This is a genomic window from Citrobacter sp. CK188, from assembly GCF_030333525.1.
GTDB classification, from domain to species: Bacteria; Pseudomonadota; Gammaproteobacteria; order Enterobacterales; family Enterobacteriaceae; genus Citrobacter_B; species Citrobacter_B koseri.
Window position 1 is genome coordinate 84,957 of sequence record NZ_JAOWFU010000012.1, and the last position, 16,960, is coordinate 101,916.

The 16,960-nt window shown below is 55.1% G+C and carries 13 protein-coding genes; 2 read left to right on the forward strand and 11 right to left on the reverse strand.

The genetic code is table 11. From position 1 onward, the window contains the following. Window positions 1-124: 124 nt before the first annotated feature. From mazG to rlmD, 3 genes are all read right to left on the reverse strand, one after another. On the reverse strand, window positions 125-916 hold the full coding sequence (gene mazG, locus OGV67_RS02335; RefSeq protein ID WP_110493880.1) for a nucleoside triphosphate pyrophosphohydrolase: 792 nt from the start codon (window positions 914-916) through the stop codon (window positions 125-127). 130 nt (window positions 917-1,046) lie between these two features. Further along, on the reverse strand, window positions 1,047-3,281 hold the full coding sequence (relA, locus tag OGV67_RS02340) for a GTP diphosphokinase (protein WP_047461598.1): 2,235 nt from the start codon (window positions 3,279-3,281) through the stop codon (window positions 1,047-1,049). A gap of 51 nt (window positions 3,282-3,332) precedes the next feature. Beyond that, on the reverse strand, window positions 3,333-4,631 hold the full coding sequence (rlmD, locus tag OGV67_RS02345) for a 23S rRNA (uracil(1939)-C(5))-methyltransferase RlmD (RefSeq protein ID WP_115614469.1): 1,299 nt from the start codon (window positions 4,629-4,631) through the stop codon (window positions 3,333-3,335). A gap of 57 nt (window positions 4,632-4,688) precedes the next feature. Between rlmD and barA the strand changes: the two genes are divergently transcribed. Then, a complete protein-coding gene (gene barA, locus OGV67_RS02350; protein ID WP_012134894.1) occupies window positions 4,689-7,445 on the forward strand; it encodes a two-component sensor histidine kinase BarA in 2,757 nt (918 codons plus the stop codon). 87 nt (window positions 7,446-7,532) lie between these two features. Here the strand turns inward: barA and OGV67_RS02355 are convergent, their stop codons facing one another. The 8 genes from OGV67_RS02355 to syd all read right to left on the reverse strand — a co-directional run bounded on the left by OGV67_RS02355 (window position 7,533) and on the right by syd (window position 16,027). Then, a complete protein-coding gene (locus OGV67_RS02355) occupies window positions 7,533-8,675 on the reverse strand; it encodes a glycerate kinase (protein WP_047461590.1) in 1,143 nt (380 codons plus the stop codon). A gap of 81 nt (window positions 8,676-8,756) precedes the next feature. Beyond that, window positions 8,757-10,097, reverse strand: a complete 1,341-nt coding sequence (gene gudD / locus OGV67_RS02360) for a glucarate dehydratase (protein WP_024130902.1) — start codon at window positions 10,095-10,097, stop codon at window positions 8,757-8,759. Window positions 10,098-10,116: 19 nt separating this feature from the next. Beyond that, complete coding sequence (locus OGV67_RS02365; RefSeq protein WP_012134897.1) at window positions 10,117-11,457, reverse strand: enolase C-terminal domain-like protein; 1,341 nt, start codon at window positions 11,455-11,457, stop codon at window positions 10,117-10,119. A gap of 2 nt (window positions 11,458-11,459) precedes the next feature. Beyond that, entirely contained in the window at window positions 11,460-12,812 is a 1,353-nt protein-coding gene (gudP, locus tag OGV67_RS02370) for a galactarate/glucarate/glycerate transporter GudP (RefSeq protein WP_286464863.1), read from the reverse strand. Between the two features lie 456 nt (window positions 12,813-13,268). Continuing rightward, the gene (locus OGV67_RS02375; protein WP_012134900.1) at window positions 13,269-13,718 is read right to left on the reverse strand and encodes a flavodoxin; all 450 of its coding nucleotides are present in this window, start codon (window positions 13,716-13,718) and stop codon (window positions 13,269-13,271) included. Window positions 13,719-13,736: 18 nt separating this feature from the next. Next, complete coding sequence (gene truC / locus OGV67_RS02380) at window positions 13,737-14,519, reverse strand: tRNA pseudouridine(65) synthase TruC (protein ID WP_047461581.1); 783 nt, start codon at window positions 14,517-14,519, stop codon at window positions 13,737-13,739. Then, the gene (locus OGV67_RS02385; protein WP_058668029.1) at window positions 14,519-14,848 is read right to left on the reverse strand and encodes a YqcC family protein; all 330 of its coding nucleotides are present in this window, start codon (window positions 14,846-14,848) and stop codon (window positions 14,519-14,521) included. Before OGV67_RS02385 ends, truC begins: the two co-directional genes overlap by 1 nt. Before the next feature lie 633 nt (window positions 14,849-15,481). Then, window positions 15,482-16,027: a SecY-interacting protein gene (gene syd, locus OGV67_RS02390; protein WP_047461575.1), complete on the reverse strand. Its 546-nt coding sequence runs from the start codon at window positions 16,025-16,027 to the stop codon at window positions 15,482-15,484. A 68-nt stretch (window positions 16,028-16,095) separates the two neighbouring features. On the opposite strand from syd, the gene queF reads away from it, so the two are divergent. Next, window positions 16,096-16,944, forward strand: a complete 849-nt coding sequence (gene queF / locus OGV67_RS02395; RefSeq protein WP_286464864.1) for an NADPH-dependent 7-cyano-7-deazaguanine reductase QueF — start codon at window positions 16,096-16,098, stop codon at window positions 16,942-16,944. Window positions 16,945-16,960 lie beyond the last annotated feature (16 nt).

Here is a 16,960-nt window from a genome sequence, read left to right on the forward strand (position 1 = left end):
TACAAGGTGTTTCATCAACATAACGGGAAGAGAAAATAGCCCCTTTGGGGTAAATGTTTTTGACGTAAATCAAGAGCTTGTTATTTAAAAAATCACACAAAACGCCCTTGACTGCCTAAATTCGTTAGAGATCAATTTCCTGGCGTTTTACCTGCTGCCAGACTTCTTCCATTGTTTCCAGATCAACCCCCGTCATTTCCAGGCCTCGCGCCGCAACAATCCGCTCAACTTCACGAAAACGCCGTTCAAACTTTTCATTGGCTTTTTGTAACGCGGTCTCTGCTTTTGTCCCTAAATGACGCGCCATATTGACGGTGGCAAAGAGCAGGTCGCCCATTTCCTCCTCCAGTTTAGCCTGGTCTACGACAGCCTGCCGCGCCTCGAACATGACCTCGTCGATCTCTTCATACACCTTATCGACAACCGGCCCTAACGTCGTCCAGTCAAAGCCGACGTTCGAACAGCGCTTCTGGATTTTTTGCGCGCGCATTAACGCCGGTAAGCTGCGGGGAATATCATCCAGCGCCGAATGCTGCGCTTTCTGCGCGCGCTCTTCGGTTTTGATTTGCTCCCAGCGGGCTAATACCTCGGTACTGTTGTTAGCGGCAACGTCCGCAAAAACATGCGGGTGGCGACGTTCCAGTTTATCGCTGATGGCGGCGCAAATATCATTAAAGTCAAAGCGCCCTTCTTCCTGCGCCATCTGCGCATAAAACACGACCTGAAACAGCAGATCGCCCAGCTCTCCGCGCAGGTCGTCAAAGTCCTCACGGGCAATGGCGTCGAGCACTTCATAGGTTTCTTCAAGGGTATACGGCGCAATGGTGGCAAACGTCTGCTCTTTGTCCCACGGGCAGCCGTTTTCCGGGTCGCGCAAGCGTTGCATGATGCCAAGCAGGCGATCGATTTGATTCATTGGAATATCCTGAAAATTGTCACCAACGTAGGCCGGATAAGGCGATAGCTGCCATCCGGCAACTGGCAATGCCTGATGGCAACGCTGACGCGTCTTATCAGGCCTACAAAGCTTATCCGGCCTGGAAAAATTAATTGCCGTGTAAACGACGCGCGTCGATCACATCCGGCACCTGGTTGAGTTTACTGAGAACGCGCCCCAGCACTTGCAGGTTGTAAATTTCGATGGTCATATCGATGGTAGCGAGCTGCTGCCGGGTGTCGCTGCGGCTGGCCACCCCCAGCACGTTCACCTTCTCGTTAGCCAGAATGGTGGTGATATCCCGCAACAAGCCGCTGCGATCGTTGGCCTGAACGCGTACCACCAGCGAATATCCCGCAGAGTAGCTCTCGCCCCACACCGCATCCACGATACGTTCCGGTGCATGAGAACGCAGCTCCACAAGCTGTTCGCAGTCCGCCCGGTGAACGGAGATCCCACGCCCCTGGGTGATAAACCCGACAATCTCATCTCCAGGAATCGGCTGGCAGCAGCGCGCAATGTGGTGCATCAGGTTGCCGACCCCTTCCACCACCACGCGACCATCGTCTTTACGGCGATTCTGCGGGGCGTATGTTTTCTGCTGAAGCTGTTTCAGCGCGGCGGCATCCTGTTCAGCGGCGCTCGGCTTATTAAACTGCGATTGCAGGAAGTTCACCATCTGGTTAAGGCGAATATCCCCGCCGCCAATCGCCGCCAGCAGTTCCTCCAGCTCATTGAAGTTGTAGCGCGGCAGCAGGTGTTTTTCCGCCTCTTTCAGGCTGATGCCCAAATGCGCCAGTTCATCGTCGAGGATTTGCCGCCCGGCGAGAATGTTCTTGTCCCGATCCTGCTTGCGGAACCAGGCGTGGATTTTAGAACGGCCACGGCTGGTCGTCACATAGCCCAGGTTCGGGTTGAGCCAGTCCCGGCTAGGGTTTGGCTGTTTCTGGGTGATGATTTCAATCTGATCGCCCATCTGCAACTGATAGGTAAACGGCACGATACGCCCGCCGATTTTCGCCCCGATGCAGCGATGCCCCACATCGCTGTGGATATGGTAGGCAAAGTCAAGCGGCGTGGAGCCTGCGGGCAGATCCACCACATCGCCTTTTGGCGTAAAGACATACACCCGGTCGTCAAAGACCTGGCTGCGCACTTCATCCAGCATTTCGCCAGAATCCGCCATCTCTTCCTGCCAGGCGATCAGCTTACGCAGCCACGCAATTCTGTCTTCATGGCCCGTGCGCGCCCCCCCGGAGACCGCTCCCTCTTTGTACTTCCAGTGCGCCGCGACGCCCAGTTCGGCATCTTCGTGCATCTGTTTGGTACGAATCTGGATCTCAACGGTTTTACCGCCAGGGCCAAGCACCACCGTATGGATTGACTGGTAGCCATTAGGTTTTGGATTGGCGACGTAATCATCGAACTCGTCCGGCAGATGGCGATAGTGCGTATGCACAATCCCCAGCGCGGCATAGCAGTCCTGCAAACGTTCGGCCACAATACGCACGGCTCGCACGTCAAACAGCTCGTCAAACGCCAGATGCTTTTTCTGCATTTTGCGCCAGATGCTGTAGATGTGTTTCGGGCGGCCATAGACCTCCGCCTTCACACCTTCGGTTTTCATTTCAGAACGCAGATGCCCGACAAACTCTTCAATGTAATGCTCGCGGTCAATGCGGCGTTCGTGCAACAGTTTGGCGATCCGCTTGTATTCCGCCGGGTGCAGATAGCGGAAGCAGTAATCTTCCAGCTCCCACTTCAGTTGCCCGATGCCCAGCCGGTTAGCCAGCGGAGCATAGATATTGGTGCACTCTTTCGCCGCCAGTACGCGTTCATCTTCCGGCGCGTCTTTAACCTCGCGCAGATGGGCGATACGTTCCGCCAGCTTGATGACCACGCAGCGGAAGTCGTCCACCATCGCCAGCAGCATCCGACGAACGTTATCCACCTGCTCGGAGGAGACGGAATCGTTATGCGTCGCTTTCAGCTGACGAATCGCCGCCATATCGCGCACGCCGTGAATCAGATTGACGATCGATGTCCCCACGCTCTCGCGCAGGATATCTTCGCTGACAACATTGGCGTCAGCCAGAGGGAAGAGCAGCGCCGCCCGCAGCGTGTCGATATCCATACTTAACGTCGAGAGGATTTCCACCATCTCCACGCCACGCCACAGCAACAGTTCCGCATCGGGATGTCCTTGTGTCTGTTGCAGGCAATACGCCCAGGTTTCGGCTAAGCGTTCACACGACTGCTGGCTGGAGATACTCAGACTCGCGATCCATTTTTTCGGATCAAACTCACCAGCTTTATTAAGATGTGCACTTCTTACCGCAACCATTGTCCTCTCCTTAAGGGACCAGGCCTACCGAAGTCAGCAAGCCATGACTCATTACAAACGCTCAAACAACACCATTGATTCCAGATGCCCAGTGTGTGGGAACATGTCGAGCATCGCCAGCCGCTGAATTTGGTATCCGGCATTCAACAAGGCGTCGCTATCCCGTGCCAGCGTAGCAGGATTACAGGATACATAAACAATACAAATTGGTTTTAACTTTATAATGTGTTTCATCACGCCTGCCGCCCCGGCACGAGCGGGATCGAGCAAAATTTTGTCAAAACCGTTTTTCGCCCATTGCTGCTTCGTGACATCTTCTTCGAGATTTTCGTGAAAGAATGTCACATTCTGTAATCCGTTACGCCGCGCGTTTTCCCGGCCTTTTTCCACCAGCGCCGGAACGCCTTCAACGCCCACAACGCTGGCGGCGCGCGTCGCCAGCGGCAGAGTAAAATTCCCCATGCCGCAGAACAGATCCAGAACCCGGTCGTCAGGTTGAATATCCAGCCATTCCAGCGCCCGGGCGACCATTTTCTGGTTCACCCCTTCGTTGACCTGAATAAAGTCGCGCGGGCTGAAGGTTAAGCGTAGCCCGTTTGAATCATACCAGGGCGTCTCCCCGGTAAGCGGTTCAAGTATGTCGCTTTGAGAGGCCAGAAACAGAGACAGTCCCTCAGAATGCGAAAAGCGTTCCAGTTTTTCTCTGTCTGCCGCGCTCAAGGGCGCCGTATGACGCAGCACCATCAGGGTGCCATTCCCCGCCTGTACCAGCTCGACATGGCCAAAGTGGCGGTTTCCTTGCAAACTTTCCAGACACGCCCTGACGCGAGGCAGCAGCGCCTCAAGCTGGGGCACCAGAATGGGGCACTGCCTGACATCCACGATATCGCTGGAGCCCGCCTTGCGAAATCCCATCTGCAATTGCTGAGTTTTAGGCAGATAATTCAGGCTTAAACGCGCACGGCGCCGATAGCCCCACGGCGTATCGGCGATCACCTCGGCGACATCGCATTTCATTAAGCGCGACAGCGCGGCGCTTTTGCTGCGTTGTTGCAGCGCGACGCTGGCATGCTGCTGCTGGCAGCCGCCACAGACGCCAAAGTGCGGGCAGCGCGGCGTTTCCCGTTCCGGGCTATTATTCAGGCGACGCTTAACTTGCGCGCGGGCGAACTGTTTTTTATCTTCGGTAATGACGACGTCGCCCTTTTCCTGGGGCAGTAATCCCGGTATAAACAGCGCCTTTCCATTATGGCGAGCCACGCCCTGACCAAAAGGATCGAGGTCATTGACCGTAACGGTTATGATCTGACGCGTCGTCACGCGTCGTTTTGCAGAGTAGAATTGCGCCATCGACGAGATATTTCTCAATTTAACAGTGTGACCCTAATTGTCCCATAACGGAACTCCATGACCAACTACAGCCTGCGCGCACGCATGATGATTCTGATCCTGGCCCCGACCGTCCTCATTGGTTTACTGCTCAGTATCTTTTTCGTTGTGCATCGCTATAACGACTTGCAGCGTCAACTGGAAGATGCTGGCGCCAGCATTATCGAACCTCTTGCGGTCTCCAGCGAATATGGCATGAACCTGCAAAACCGCGAATCAATCGGGCAGCTCATCAGCGTTCTCCATCGCCGCCACTCCGACATCGTGCGCGCCATTTCCGTTTATGACGAGAATAACCGGCTGTTTGTCACATCCAATTTCCATCTCGATCCGTCAGAAATGCAGCTCGCCACCGGGGAGCCGTTTCCCCGCAGGCTGAGCGTGACCCGCCACGGGGACATTATGATCCTGCGAACGCCGATTATCTCCGAAAGGTATTCACCGGACGAATCCCCCGTAACAGACGCCAAAACGCCGAGAAATATGTTGGGATATGTGGCGCTTGAACTGGATCTCAAGTCCGTCCGCCTGCAACAGTACAAAGAGATTTTCATCTCCAGCGTGATGATGCTGTTCTGTATCGGCATTGCCTTAATTTTTGGCTGGCGTCTGATGCGCGACGTCACCGGCCCCATTCGTAATATGGTCAATACCGTTGACCGCATTCGTCGTGGGCAGCTCGACAGCCGCGTCGAGGGCTTTATGCTGGGCGAGCTGGATATGCTGAAAAACGGCATCAACTCGATGGCGATGTCGCTTGCCGCTTACCATGAAGAGATGCAGCATAATATCGATCAGGCCACTTCGGATCTGCGCGAAACGCTGGAACAGATGGAGATCCAGAACGTTGAGCTGGATCTGGCGAAGAAGCGCGCTCAGGAAGCGGCGCGTATTAAGTCTGAGTTTTTGGCCAACATGTCGCACGAACTGCGCACGCCGCTTAACGGCGTGATTGGCTTTACCCGTCTGACGCTAAAAACCGAACTTAATACAACCCAGCGCGATCACCTCAATACTATCGAGCGTTCGGCCAACAACCTGCTGGCGATCATCAATGACGTGCTCGATTTTTCCAAGCTGGAAGCGGGCAAGCTGATTCTGGAAAGCATTCCTTTCCCGCTACGCAGCACGCTGGATGAAGTGGTGACGCTGCTGGCGCATTCATCCCATGACAAAGGGCTGGAACTCACGCTAAACATCAAAAATGACGTACCGGATAACGTCATCGGCGACCCGCTGCGCTTGCAGCAGGTCATTACCAATCTGGTCGGTAATGCCATTAAATTTACCGAAAGCGGCAATATCGACATTCTGGTTGAAAAGCGCGCGCTCAGTAATACCAAAGTACAGATTGAAATCCAGATCCGCGATACCGGCATCGGCATTCCCGAGCGCGACCAGTCGCGTCTGTTCCAGGCTTTCCGCCAGGCGGACGCCAGCATTTCACGCCGTCATGGCGGAACCGGTCTGGGGCTGGTGATTACGCAAAAACTGGTCAATGAGATGGGCGGCGATATCTCGTTCCACAGTCAGCCCAATCGCGGTTCCACTTTCTGGTTCCACATTAATCTCGATCTCAACCCGAATGTGATAAGCGACGCGCCGCCAACGCGCTGTCTGGTCGGAAAACGGCTGGCCTACGTCGAACCGAACGCCACCGCCGCGCAATGCACGCTGGATATGCTGAGCGACACGCCGCTGGAGGTGATCTACAGCCCGACGTTCTCAGCGTTGCCGCTGGATCACTACGATATCCTGCTCATCAGCGTTCCGGTGACCTTTAACGAACCGCTCACCATGCAGCAAGAACGGCTGGCAAAAGCCGCCGCCATGACGGACTTCCTGCTGCTGGCGCTGCCTTGCCATGCCCAGATTAACGCCGAAAAACTCAAGCAAGGCGGCGCGGCGGCCTGTCTGTTAAAACCGCTCACCTCAACGCGTTTACTGCCAGCGCTGACGGAATACTGCCATTTAAATCAGCATGTTGAACCGCTGCTGACGGATGAGAATAAAATCGCCATGACGGTAATGGCGGTCGACGATAACCCGGCCAACCTGAAGCTGATCGGCGCGCTGCTGGAGGACAAAGTCCAGCATGTAGAGCTTTGCGACAGCGGGCATCAGGCGGTGGAGCGGGCCAAACAGATGCAGTTTGATTTGATCCTGATGGACATTCAGATGCCGGATATGGACGGTATCCGCGCCTGTGAGCTGATTCATCAGCTTCCGCATCAGCAGCAAACGCCGGTGATCGCCGTGACGGCACATGCGATGGCGGGTCAGAAAGAGAAGCTGCTGAGCGCGGGGATGAATGACTATCTGGCCAAGCCGATAGAAGAAGAAAAGCTGCACAGCCTGCTGTTGCGCTATAAGCCGGGGGCCGTGGTAGCAACCCGATTACCCGCCGCTGAATCGGCTGAGTTTATCGTCAACCCGAACGCAACGCTCGACTGGCAACTGGCGCTGCGCCAGGCGGCCGGAAAATCCGATCTGGCGCGGGATCTGCTACAAATGCTCATCGACTTCCTGCCGGAAGTGCGTAACAAAATTGAAGAACAGCTGGTGGGAGAGGCGCCCGAAGGGCTGGTGGATCTCATCCACACGCTGCACGGCAGTTGCGGCTACAGCGGGGTGCCGCGCATGAAAAACTTGTGCCAGTTAATTGAGCAGCAGTTACGCAGCGGCACCAAAGAAGAGGAGCTTGAACCCGAGTTCCTGGAGCTGCTTGATGAGATGGACAACGTCGCGCGCGAAGCAAAGAAAATATTAGGATGAGGGGATGCCGGATGGCGACGCTAGCGCGTCTTATCCGGCCTACAGGTGCGTGACCGTAGGCCTGATAAGCGCAGCGCCATCAGGCTGTTAACGTAAATGCTGCCCCACGTTAAGGGTGGCGGCGATATTGCGCGCAGCCATGCGCACATTTTCTGCGGCATTCTCCAGCGCCTCATCCAGCGTACAGATGGTATAAATCACGCTGAAAACAGCATCCAGCCCATGTTGGTGTACAACCCCCACATCCGCCGTCAGGCTACCTGCAATGCCAATCACGGGCTTATTATGTCGTTTCGCGACCTTTGCCACGCCGACAGGCACTTTGCCGTGAATCGTTTGGCTGTCGATGCGCCCTTCTCCGGTAACAACCAGATCCGCATCAGCAACGCACTCTTCCAGATGCAAGGCATCGGTCACGATCTCAATGCCGCGCCGTAACTCCGCGCCGCAAAACGCATATAATGCGGCTCCCAGACCGCCCGCCGCGCCGCCGCCCGCCAGTTCGAATACATTAATATCCAGATCGCGGGAAATCAGCCGGGCATAGTGCGTCAGCGCATCGTCTAAGCGTTGAATCATCTCCGGCGTGGCGCCTTTTTGCGGACCAAATACCGCAGATGCCCCCTCTTTCCCGGTCAGCGGATTCGTAACATCGCAGGCGACTTCGATACGACACGCGGCAAGACGTTTATCAATACCGCTGATATCAATCTTTGAGAGCGCTTCCAGCGCCGCGCCGCCTTGCGTAATCTCCTGGTGCTGCGCATCCAGCAATTTCGCCCCCAGCGCCTGCACCATACCGGCGCCGCCGTCATTCGTCGCGCTACCGCCAAGGCCAATAATAATATGTTCCACCCCGGCATCGAGAGCGTGGCGAATTAACTCGCCGGTTCCCCACGAGGTGGTTTTTAGCGGATCGCGTAATTGCGGTGGAACCAACTCCAGCCCGCTGGCGGCGGCCATTTCGATAAAGGCCGAACGCTCGTCGCCAGAAAGCCCATAAAATGCCCGCACGCTGTCACCGAGCGGGCCTGTCACGTCAACATCAACAATCCGGCCTGCCGTGGCCTCGACCATCGCTTCAACCGTTCCCTCACCACCATCAGCAACCGGGAGTTTTACGTAATCCGCATCAGGCCAGATTTCACGAAACCCCTCCTCAATGGCGGTCGCTACCTCAAGAGCGCTCAAACTTTCCTTATAAGAGTCCGGTGCGATCACTATTTTCATAAAGCATCCTTACGCATGTTGACTGTACTAAGCATACACCAGGAGAAGAACCGACCCCATGACGAAACCGGTTCAATACAGTCAGCGCACCATGCACGGGCGCTTATTGTCGAATGTCCAGTTCGGGATCAGATACTGCATTCCCATCGCATCATCACGCGCGCCCAGGCCGTGTTGCTGATACAACTCGTGCGCCTTCATCACCTGATCCATGTCAATCTCAACGCCAAGACCTGGTTTATCAGGCACCTGCACCATACCGCCTTTGATTTCAAACGGCTCTTTGGTCAGACGCTGATTACCTTCCTGCCAGATCCAGTGGGTGTCAATCGCGGTGATCTTGCCTGGCGCGGCGGCGGCCACATGCGTGAACATCGCCAGGGAAATATCAAAGTGGTTATTGGAATGCGAACCCCAGGTCAGGCCGAACTCATGGCACATCTGCGCGACGCGAACTGATCCCTGCATCGTCCAGAAATGTGGGTCAGCCAGCGGAATGTCCACAGACTGCAAGGAGAGCGTATGCCCCATCTGACGCCAGTCAGTGGCGATCATATTGGTGGCCGTCGGCAGACCGGTCGCGCGACGGAACTCCGCCATCACTTCGCGGCCAGAGAAACCCTGCTCCGCCCCGCACGGATCTTCCGCATAGGCCAGCGAGCCTTTCAGGTACTTACCGATTTGGATTGCTTCGTTCAGCGACCAGGCGCCGTTCGGGTCCAGCGTCACGCGGGCATTCGGGAAGCGTTTCGCCAGCGCTACAATGGATTCCGCCTCTTCATCTCCCGCCAGAACGCCGCCCTTCAGTTTAAAGTCGTTAAAGCCATACTTCTCGTATGCCGCTTCCGCCAGGCGGACGACCGCATCAGGAGTCATCGCCTCTTCGTGACGCAGACGATACCAGTCGCATTTCTCATCCGGCTGACTCTGGTACGGCAGCGGCGTCGCTTTACGGTTGCCGACAAAGAACAGATAGCCAAGCATTTCCACTTCGCTACGCTGTTGCCCCTCACCCAGCAGGGATGCCACGTTAACCCCCAGGTGTTGGCCTAACAGATCAAGCAGCGCCGCTTCAATGCCGGTGACCACATGAATGGTGGTACGTAAGTCGAAGGTTTGTAAGCCGCGCCCACCCGCATCACGATCGGCGAACTGATGACGCACGGCATTCAGCACGTTTTTGTACTCACCCAGCGTTTTACCCACCACCAGCGGGATCGCCTCTTCCAGCGTCTGGCGGATTTTCTCGCCGCCGGGGATTTCCCCCACGCCGGTGTGACCAGAATTGTCTTTAATAATGACGATATTACGGGTGAAGAACGGCGCATGCGCCCCGCTCAGGTTCATCAGCATACTGTCATGCCCCGCAACCGGGATAACCTGCATAGCGGTAACAACAGGGGTCGTAAATTGTGTACTCATCATTCAGTCCTTATATGAATTAGCGACGGCCGAAAACGGGGCGTTTACGATCAAAAGTCCAGCCGGGGATCAGGTATTGCATCGGGCCTGCGTCATTGCGCGCGCCGCCGGGCAGTTTTTTGTAAGCGTCATGCGCTTTTTGCACCTGCTCCCAGTCCAGCTCCACGCCAAGACCCGGCGCATCCGGCACTGCAATTTTTCCGTCTTTAATTTCCAGCGGTTGCTTCGTCAGGCGACAATCGCCCTCCTGCCAGATCCAGTGGGTGTCAATCGCCGTCGGTTTACCCGGCGCGGCAGCGCCAACGTGAGTGAACATCGCCAGGGAAATATCGAAATGGTTGTTCGAATGGCAGCCCCAGGTCAGCCCCCAGTCATCGCATAATTGCGCCACGCGCACCGCGCCGGAGAGCGTCCAGAAGTGCGGGTCGGCGAGCGGAATATCCACCGCGTTTAACATCACCGCATGGCCCATTTCACGCCAGTTGGTGGCAATCATGTTGGTCGCGACCGGCAGCCCCGTCGCACGACGGAACTCCGCCATCACTTCACGCCCGGAGAATCCTTGTTCTGCGCCACACGGATCTTCAGCATACGTGAGCACATCGTTCAGCCCTTTACACAGCGCGATGGCTTCATCCAGCAGCCAGGCGCCGTTTGGGTCAACCGTGATTCGCGCATCCGGGAAGCGTTTTTTCAGCGCGCGGGCCGTGTCGATCTCCTGCTCGCCGGGCAACACGCCGCCCTTCAGTTTGAAATCTTTAAAGCCGTAGCGATCCTGCGCCGCCTGCGCCAGATGCACAACCGCGTCGCTGGTGAGCGCTTCCTGATGGCGCAGGTGATACCAGTCATGATTGCCCGGCGTTTTTTCGAGATAAGGCAAATCCGTTTTGGTGCGATCGCCCACGTAGAAAAGGTAGCCCAGCACAGTCACCGCATCGCGCTGTTTGCCCGGCCCTAACAGTTCGCACACCGGTACATTCAGCGCTTTGCCCAGCAGATCCAGCAGCGCCGCTTCCAGCGCCGCTACCGCATTCACCCGCAGTTCGAAAGTCCAGGCGCCTTTACCAAAGGTATCAAAGTCGGCAGCCTGATTACCTTTATGCACCTGTTGCACCACTTTATTCAGGCGGGCCACTTCCTGGCCTAAAACCATTGGAATCGCATCCACCAGCGTCTGGTAAATCACCTCGCCGCCGGGCGCTTCACCCACGCCGGTGTTACCGGCGTTATCGGTGAGGACGACGATATTGCGCGTGAAATACGCGTTATGCGCCCCACCGATGTTGAGTAACATACTGTCATGTCCGGCCACCGGAATGACTTTCATATCGGTAATGACGGGACTTGATTGCGTTGTCATATTTATTGTCCTGCTACAGGTTTCAGTTCGATGCGTTTAATATCCCCGACCAGCACGAGGTAACTCAGTACCGCCACCAGCGCATGGACGCCAACGTAAATCAGCGCGCCATTGAACGAGCCGGTCGTGCCGACGATGTAGCCAATCGCAATTGGCGTTACGATGCCGGAAATATTGCCAAACATGTTGAATAAGCCGCCGCTCAAGCCGCTGATTTCTTTCGGCGCGGTGTCCGCCATGACTGCCCAGCCCAGCGCGCCAATGCCTTTACCGAAGAAGGCCAGCGCCATGAAGCCGATAATCATCCATTCGACGTTGACGTAATTACAGAACACCATCACCATCGACAGCAGCATCCCCATCACGATCGGCGTCTTACGGGCGATGTTCAGCGAGCCGGTACGACGCATCAGCCAGTCGGAAATAATGCCGCCCAGCACGCCGCCCACGAAGCCGCAAATAGCCGGGACGGAAGCGACGAACCCCGCTTTCAGAATCGACATGCCACGCGCCTGCACCAGATAAACCGGGAACCAGGTGATAAAGAAATAGGTCAACGCATTAATGCAGTACTGGCCGATATAGACGCCGATCATCATGCGGGAACCCAGCAGCTGTTTGATTTGGCCCCATTTCACGCTAAACGGGACTTTCACCTTCGTATCTTTCTGATCCATATTGATCAGCGCGCCGCCTTCAGCAATGTACTCCAGCTCTTTTTTGTTAACGCCGGGATGCTGGTTTGGTTCATGGATCACTTTCAGCCAGATAAAGCTGATCACGATCCCCAGACCGCCCATAAAGAAGAAGACATGCGACCAACCCACTTCATGGGTCAGCCAGCCCATGATTGGCGCAAAGATAACGGTGGCAAAGTATTGCGCGGAGTTGAAAATCGCCACCGCCGTTCCCCTCTCCTGCGCCGGGAACCAGGCCGCGACGATTCGGCTGTTGCCGGGGAAAGATGGCGCTTCGGCTAACCCGACCAGGAATCGCAGGGTAAACAGCGCCACGATGATGCCAAAACCGCTGAAGATATCCACAAAGCCCTGTAACAGGGTAAACATGGACCAGATAAAGATGGACCAGAAGTAGACACGTTTAGAACCAAAACGGTCGAGCAGCCAACCGCCGGGGATTTGCCCGATCACGTAGGCCCATGAGAAAGCGGAGAACACGTACCCCATGCCTACCGGGTCGAGACCAATATCTTTGGCCATTTCCGATCCGGCAATGGACAATGTGGCGCGGTCGCCATAGTTGAAGGATGTGACGATAAACAGCATCACCACTATCCAGTAGCGGGCATTGGTGCGTTTTTCCGCGCCGCTCACCACGTGACTTAATGAACTCATTGTTGCACTCCTGAATTTTCGCGTTATCTACGCTCACTCTGAACTGCACAACCGGTAGGGAATCAGAGATGACGTTTCGTGTTTTTTTGCAGCTTTTTATGAGGTCGTTTGCCTTGTGTACTGCATTTTTAATAACTGGCACGAGAAGTATAAAAAGCACACCTCGCACTCTCACCGTGCAACAACACAGTATTTCGGCAGCGTATCACGTATGTTTGTGGCAAAAGCCCAGGGCAATGGAAGCCACTTCACGGAAATGAAAAACGAAGAGGTAAACAGACAGGGTGCGAGAAGCAAAAGAAGAGGAGTGTGAAACGGGTCGCTTGACCCTATGAAAATGCCTCTGAAAACCCTTTCGTATGAAAGGGTTTTAGGGCACATGCCTGATGGCGCTACGCTTATCAGGCCAAAAGACTGCGCATGTAGACCGGACGTCGCCATCCAGCTGGGTTTTGCTCAGGAGAGCAATGTTCCCCAGTTTTCGACCCAGGGGTTGGATTCGCTCTCCGGCTCCGGGTGTTCGCTGGCGTCAATCAACAGCATCTCCCCAACACGCTGCGCGCTTTGCTCCTGCAACAGCGCATCGAACTGTTTGCCGCCATTGCAAAAATTAACGTAGCTGCTGTCGCCCAGCGCAATCACGCCGTAACGCAGATTTGGCTGAAAACCGAGATTGTCCTTTATTCCCTGGAACAGCGGCACAATGCTGTCCGGGAGATCGCCCTGCCCCGTCGTCGATGTCACAACCAGCACAACTTTATCCAGATACGGCTGCCAGTCGCTCAGTTGCGGATCTTCAAAGACGGTTGCTTTATGCCCCTGCGCGGTAAGGATCGCCTCGGCCTCTTCGGCAACCAACAGCGAGTTTCCATACATGGTGCCGACAAAAATACCAATTTCCGCCATTAACGTTTTCTCCCTGATTTAAGCCTGATTATTTTCATCCTGCCGGGACAACGCACTAAACTCAACCCTTTCATTCTCAGGGAGAAGTCCGCGCCAGCCAAACTGTGATAACGCCTGCATCCAGACGTCGTCCAGACCGGCGCGCAGGATCAGCGGTTCACCGGTAAAGGGGTGGGTAAGCGTCAGTTGACTGGCGTGCAGCATTAAGCGCTGGCAACCAAAATGCTCTGCGGCGCTGCGATTCTGACGTAAATCGCCGTGTTTGCTGTCGCCGATAATCGGATGGCGTAAATGCGCGAGATGACGTCTGAGCTGGTGTTTACGGCCCGTTTTCGGCTCCAGTTCCACCAGACCGTAGCGGGTTGTCGGATAACGCCCGGTCGCCACCGGCATTTCGACCGTCGCCAGCCCCCGGTAATGGGTCACGGCAGGCTGCGGGCCTTTATCTTCGCGGGCAAATTTATCGGCAATCTTATCCAGTTCTTCCACCAGCGGATAATCCAGAACGGCCTCATCCATTAACCAGCCGCGCACAATCGCATGGTAGCGTTTCTGAATCTGATGCTGCTCAAACTGCTGCGCCAGCAAGCGCCCCGCTTCGCTGGAAAGCCCCATCAGCAGGACACCGGAAGTCGGCCTGTCGAGCCGGTGGGCAGTAAAGACGTGCTGACCAATCTGGTCGCGTACGGTTTGCATCACCACGACTTTTTCGTCGCGATCCAACCAGCTGCGGTGAACCAGCCAGCCAGACGGTTTATTCACCGCCACCAGCCATTCATCCTGATAGAGGATTTCCAGCATCAGACGTTATCGCGCGTAAACAGCGCGTCCAGATCCTGCAATGTCGTCAGGATCACCTCGCGTTGAGGATGATCGGCCGTCAGCGCCATTTCATAATACGGCGCGACAGCAAAGGCTTGCGGAAGCGGCTGCGCGTTATCAAGCAACGCGTGCATACGGGGGATCAGCACCCATTGCAGCCATTCAAGCGGTTCCATCGTATCCATACAAAAAGGTTGCGTGCTGGTAAACAGGTGGGCCTGCGGCTCGTCCATCCGCCAGTGATGATGTTCACGCAGCAGGGCTTCCAGCGCGTGGAGCTGCTGGCGCACACGGTCATGAGTCGTCATGAAATTAACCTCAGTGATGAAAAACTGGCGCGAAGAATAGCATCAGTGAAGACGAAATAAAAAAAGGGAGCACTGTAAAAACAGTGCTCCCGGTTCGTTTCGCAGCATTCCGGCTACTTTTGGTGCTCCCTGCTCATCCGTGACAACTTTTCCTGTGGTCTTGCGACCTGCTCATCCTGAACAATTTGCATCCTGCTCACATCACCCCGATGTGAATCGACTTCATCCTGAAGTGTCCTGGCCATCCTGACCCACCGAACATCCTGCCCGGCTCTCGTTCTCCGTCCTGGAGGTGTCCCTTAACGCATCCGGCGTTTTCCACTTTGCTTCATCCTGAAGCCTGTCCTTGTAACACCATCCTGGCGTGTCCTGCTGAAGCGCCATCATCCTGACGTTCGCTTCGTTGTGCGACTCCTTGTCGACAGGTATAGAATCGCCTGTTTCGCCTTGTCTTACAAGACACTTACAGACAATGCCTTAAGGATATTTTCATATGAAAGGCAGGATTGTTAACTCAACTCATTAATATTAAAGGAATTATAGTTAACACCATGAGATAAGTATTCGCTTATTATCTGGCGATCTCTCACAGGGTATGTAAGAGATCTCTCACACGGTGTCTGGCAAAGTGGATTACAGAAGCGGCTTAAGCTGAGTCAGGAATTCCGCAAGAGAGGCGGCCAGAACGGTACGATTGCGCGTTCCCAGGGTCTCTTTGCAAACTTCCCCAGAGAGATTACACACCGAAATGACCTCAAGTTCATTTTCCAGCGTGGCGATAAAAAGCGTAGGCGGTAACTTGAGACGCTTCTGCGTGACCAGATGGCCGATCAGGTTTTCCTGAACGCGTCTGAAGTCATCTGCGCTCCATGTTTGCAGCAGCGTCAGCTTTTCATCCGCGAACTGCGCGTACATATCCCCGGCAAATTGCGTGGTGTAAAAAGCATGGACCGCAGGTTGTATCACAATATCAAATGCGCGTTCAACCGCGTTTACATTCGCCTCGCCTTCAAACGGCTGCGGCTGCCAGTAAACGGCATCGCTGGTCGAAGAGATAATGCACGGGGAAGGCACGCCATACAGCTCTTCGCTGAGCGGCCAGCTGTTGTGTTTCTCATGCCATGCGTCGCAATAACGCGTCGTAAATGCCGTCAGGGCTTGCGATGTCAGTTCGTCCACCGATTTCTCTCTTCATAAAAGCCAGGATACACTTGACGCATAGTGTATCTGGTTTATGACGGTGAAACATGTCTTCTTATGAAAACCATCAGGCGCTTGATGGCCTGACTCTCGGAAAATCAACGGATTACCGGGATAATTATGACGCCAGCCTGTTACAGGGCGTTCCGCGCAGCCTGAATCGCGATCCGCTGGATTTAAAAGCGGACAACCTGCCTTTTCACGGCGCCGATATCTGGACGCTGTATGAACTGTCATGGCTGAACGCGAAAGGCGTGCCGCAGGTCGCCGTTGGTCATGTGGAACTGGACTACACCAGCGTCAATTTGATTGAGTCGAAAAGTTTTAAGCTGTACCTGAACAGCTTTAACCAGACCCGTTTTGACTCCTGGGACGCCGTGCGCCAGACGCTGGAAAACGACCTGCGCGTCTGTGCGCAAGGCGAAGTCAGCGTCGCGCTGTACCGTCTTGATGAGCTGGAAGGGCAACCTGTCGCCCATTTTCACGGCACCTGCATTGATGACCAGGATATCACCATCGATAACTATCAGTTCAGCACCGACTACCTGGAGAATGCCGCCAGCGGCGAAAAAGTCGTGGAAGAGACGCTGGTCAGCCATCTGCTGAAGTCAAACTGCCTGATCACCCACCAGCCAGACTGGGGCTCCATACAAATTCGTTATCGCGGGCGCAAAATCGACCGCGATAAGCTGCTGCGTTATCTGGTCTCGTTCCGTCATCACAACGAGTTCCACGAGCAGTGCGTAGAGCGCATTTTTAACGACCTTCTGCGTTTCTGCCAGCCGGAAAAACTGAGCGTGTACGCACGCTATACGCGTCGTGGCGGTCTGGATATCAACCCGTGGCGCAGCAACACCGATTTTGTGCCTGCGACGGGCAGACTGGTGCGTCAGTAATCTTTTTTTCTCAATT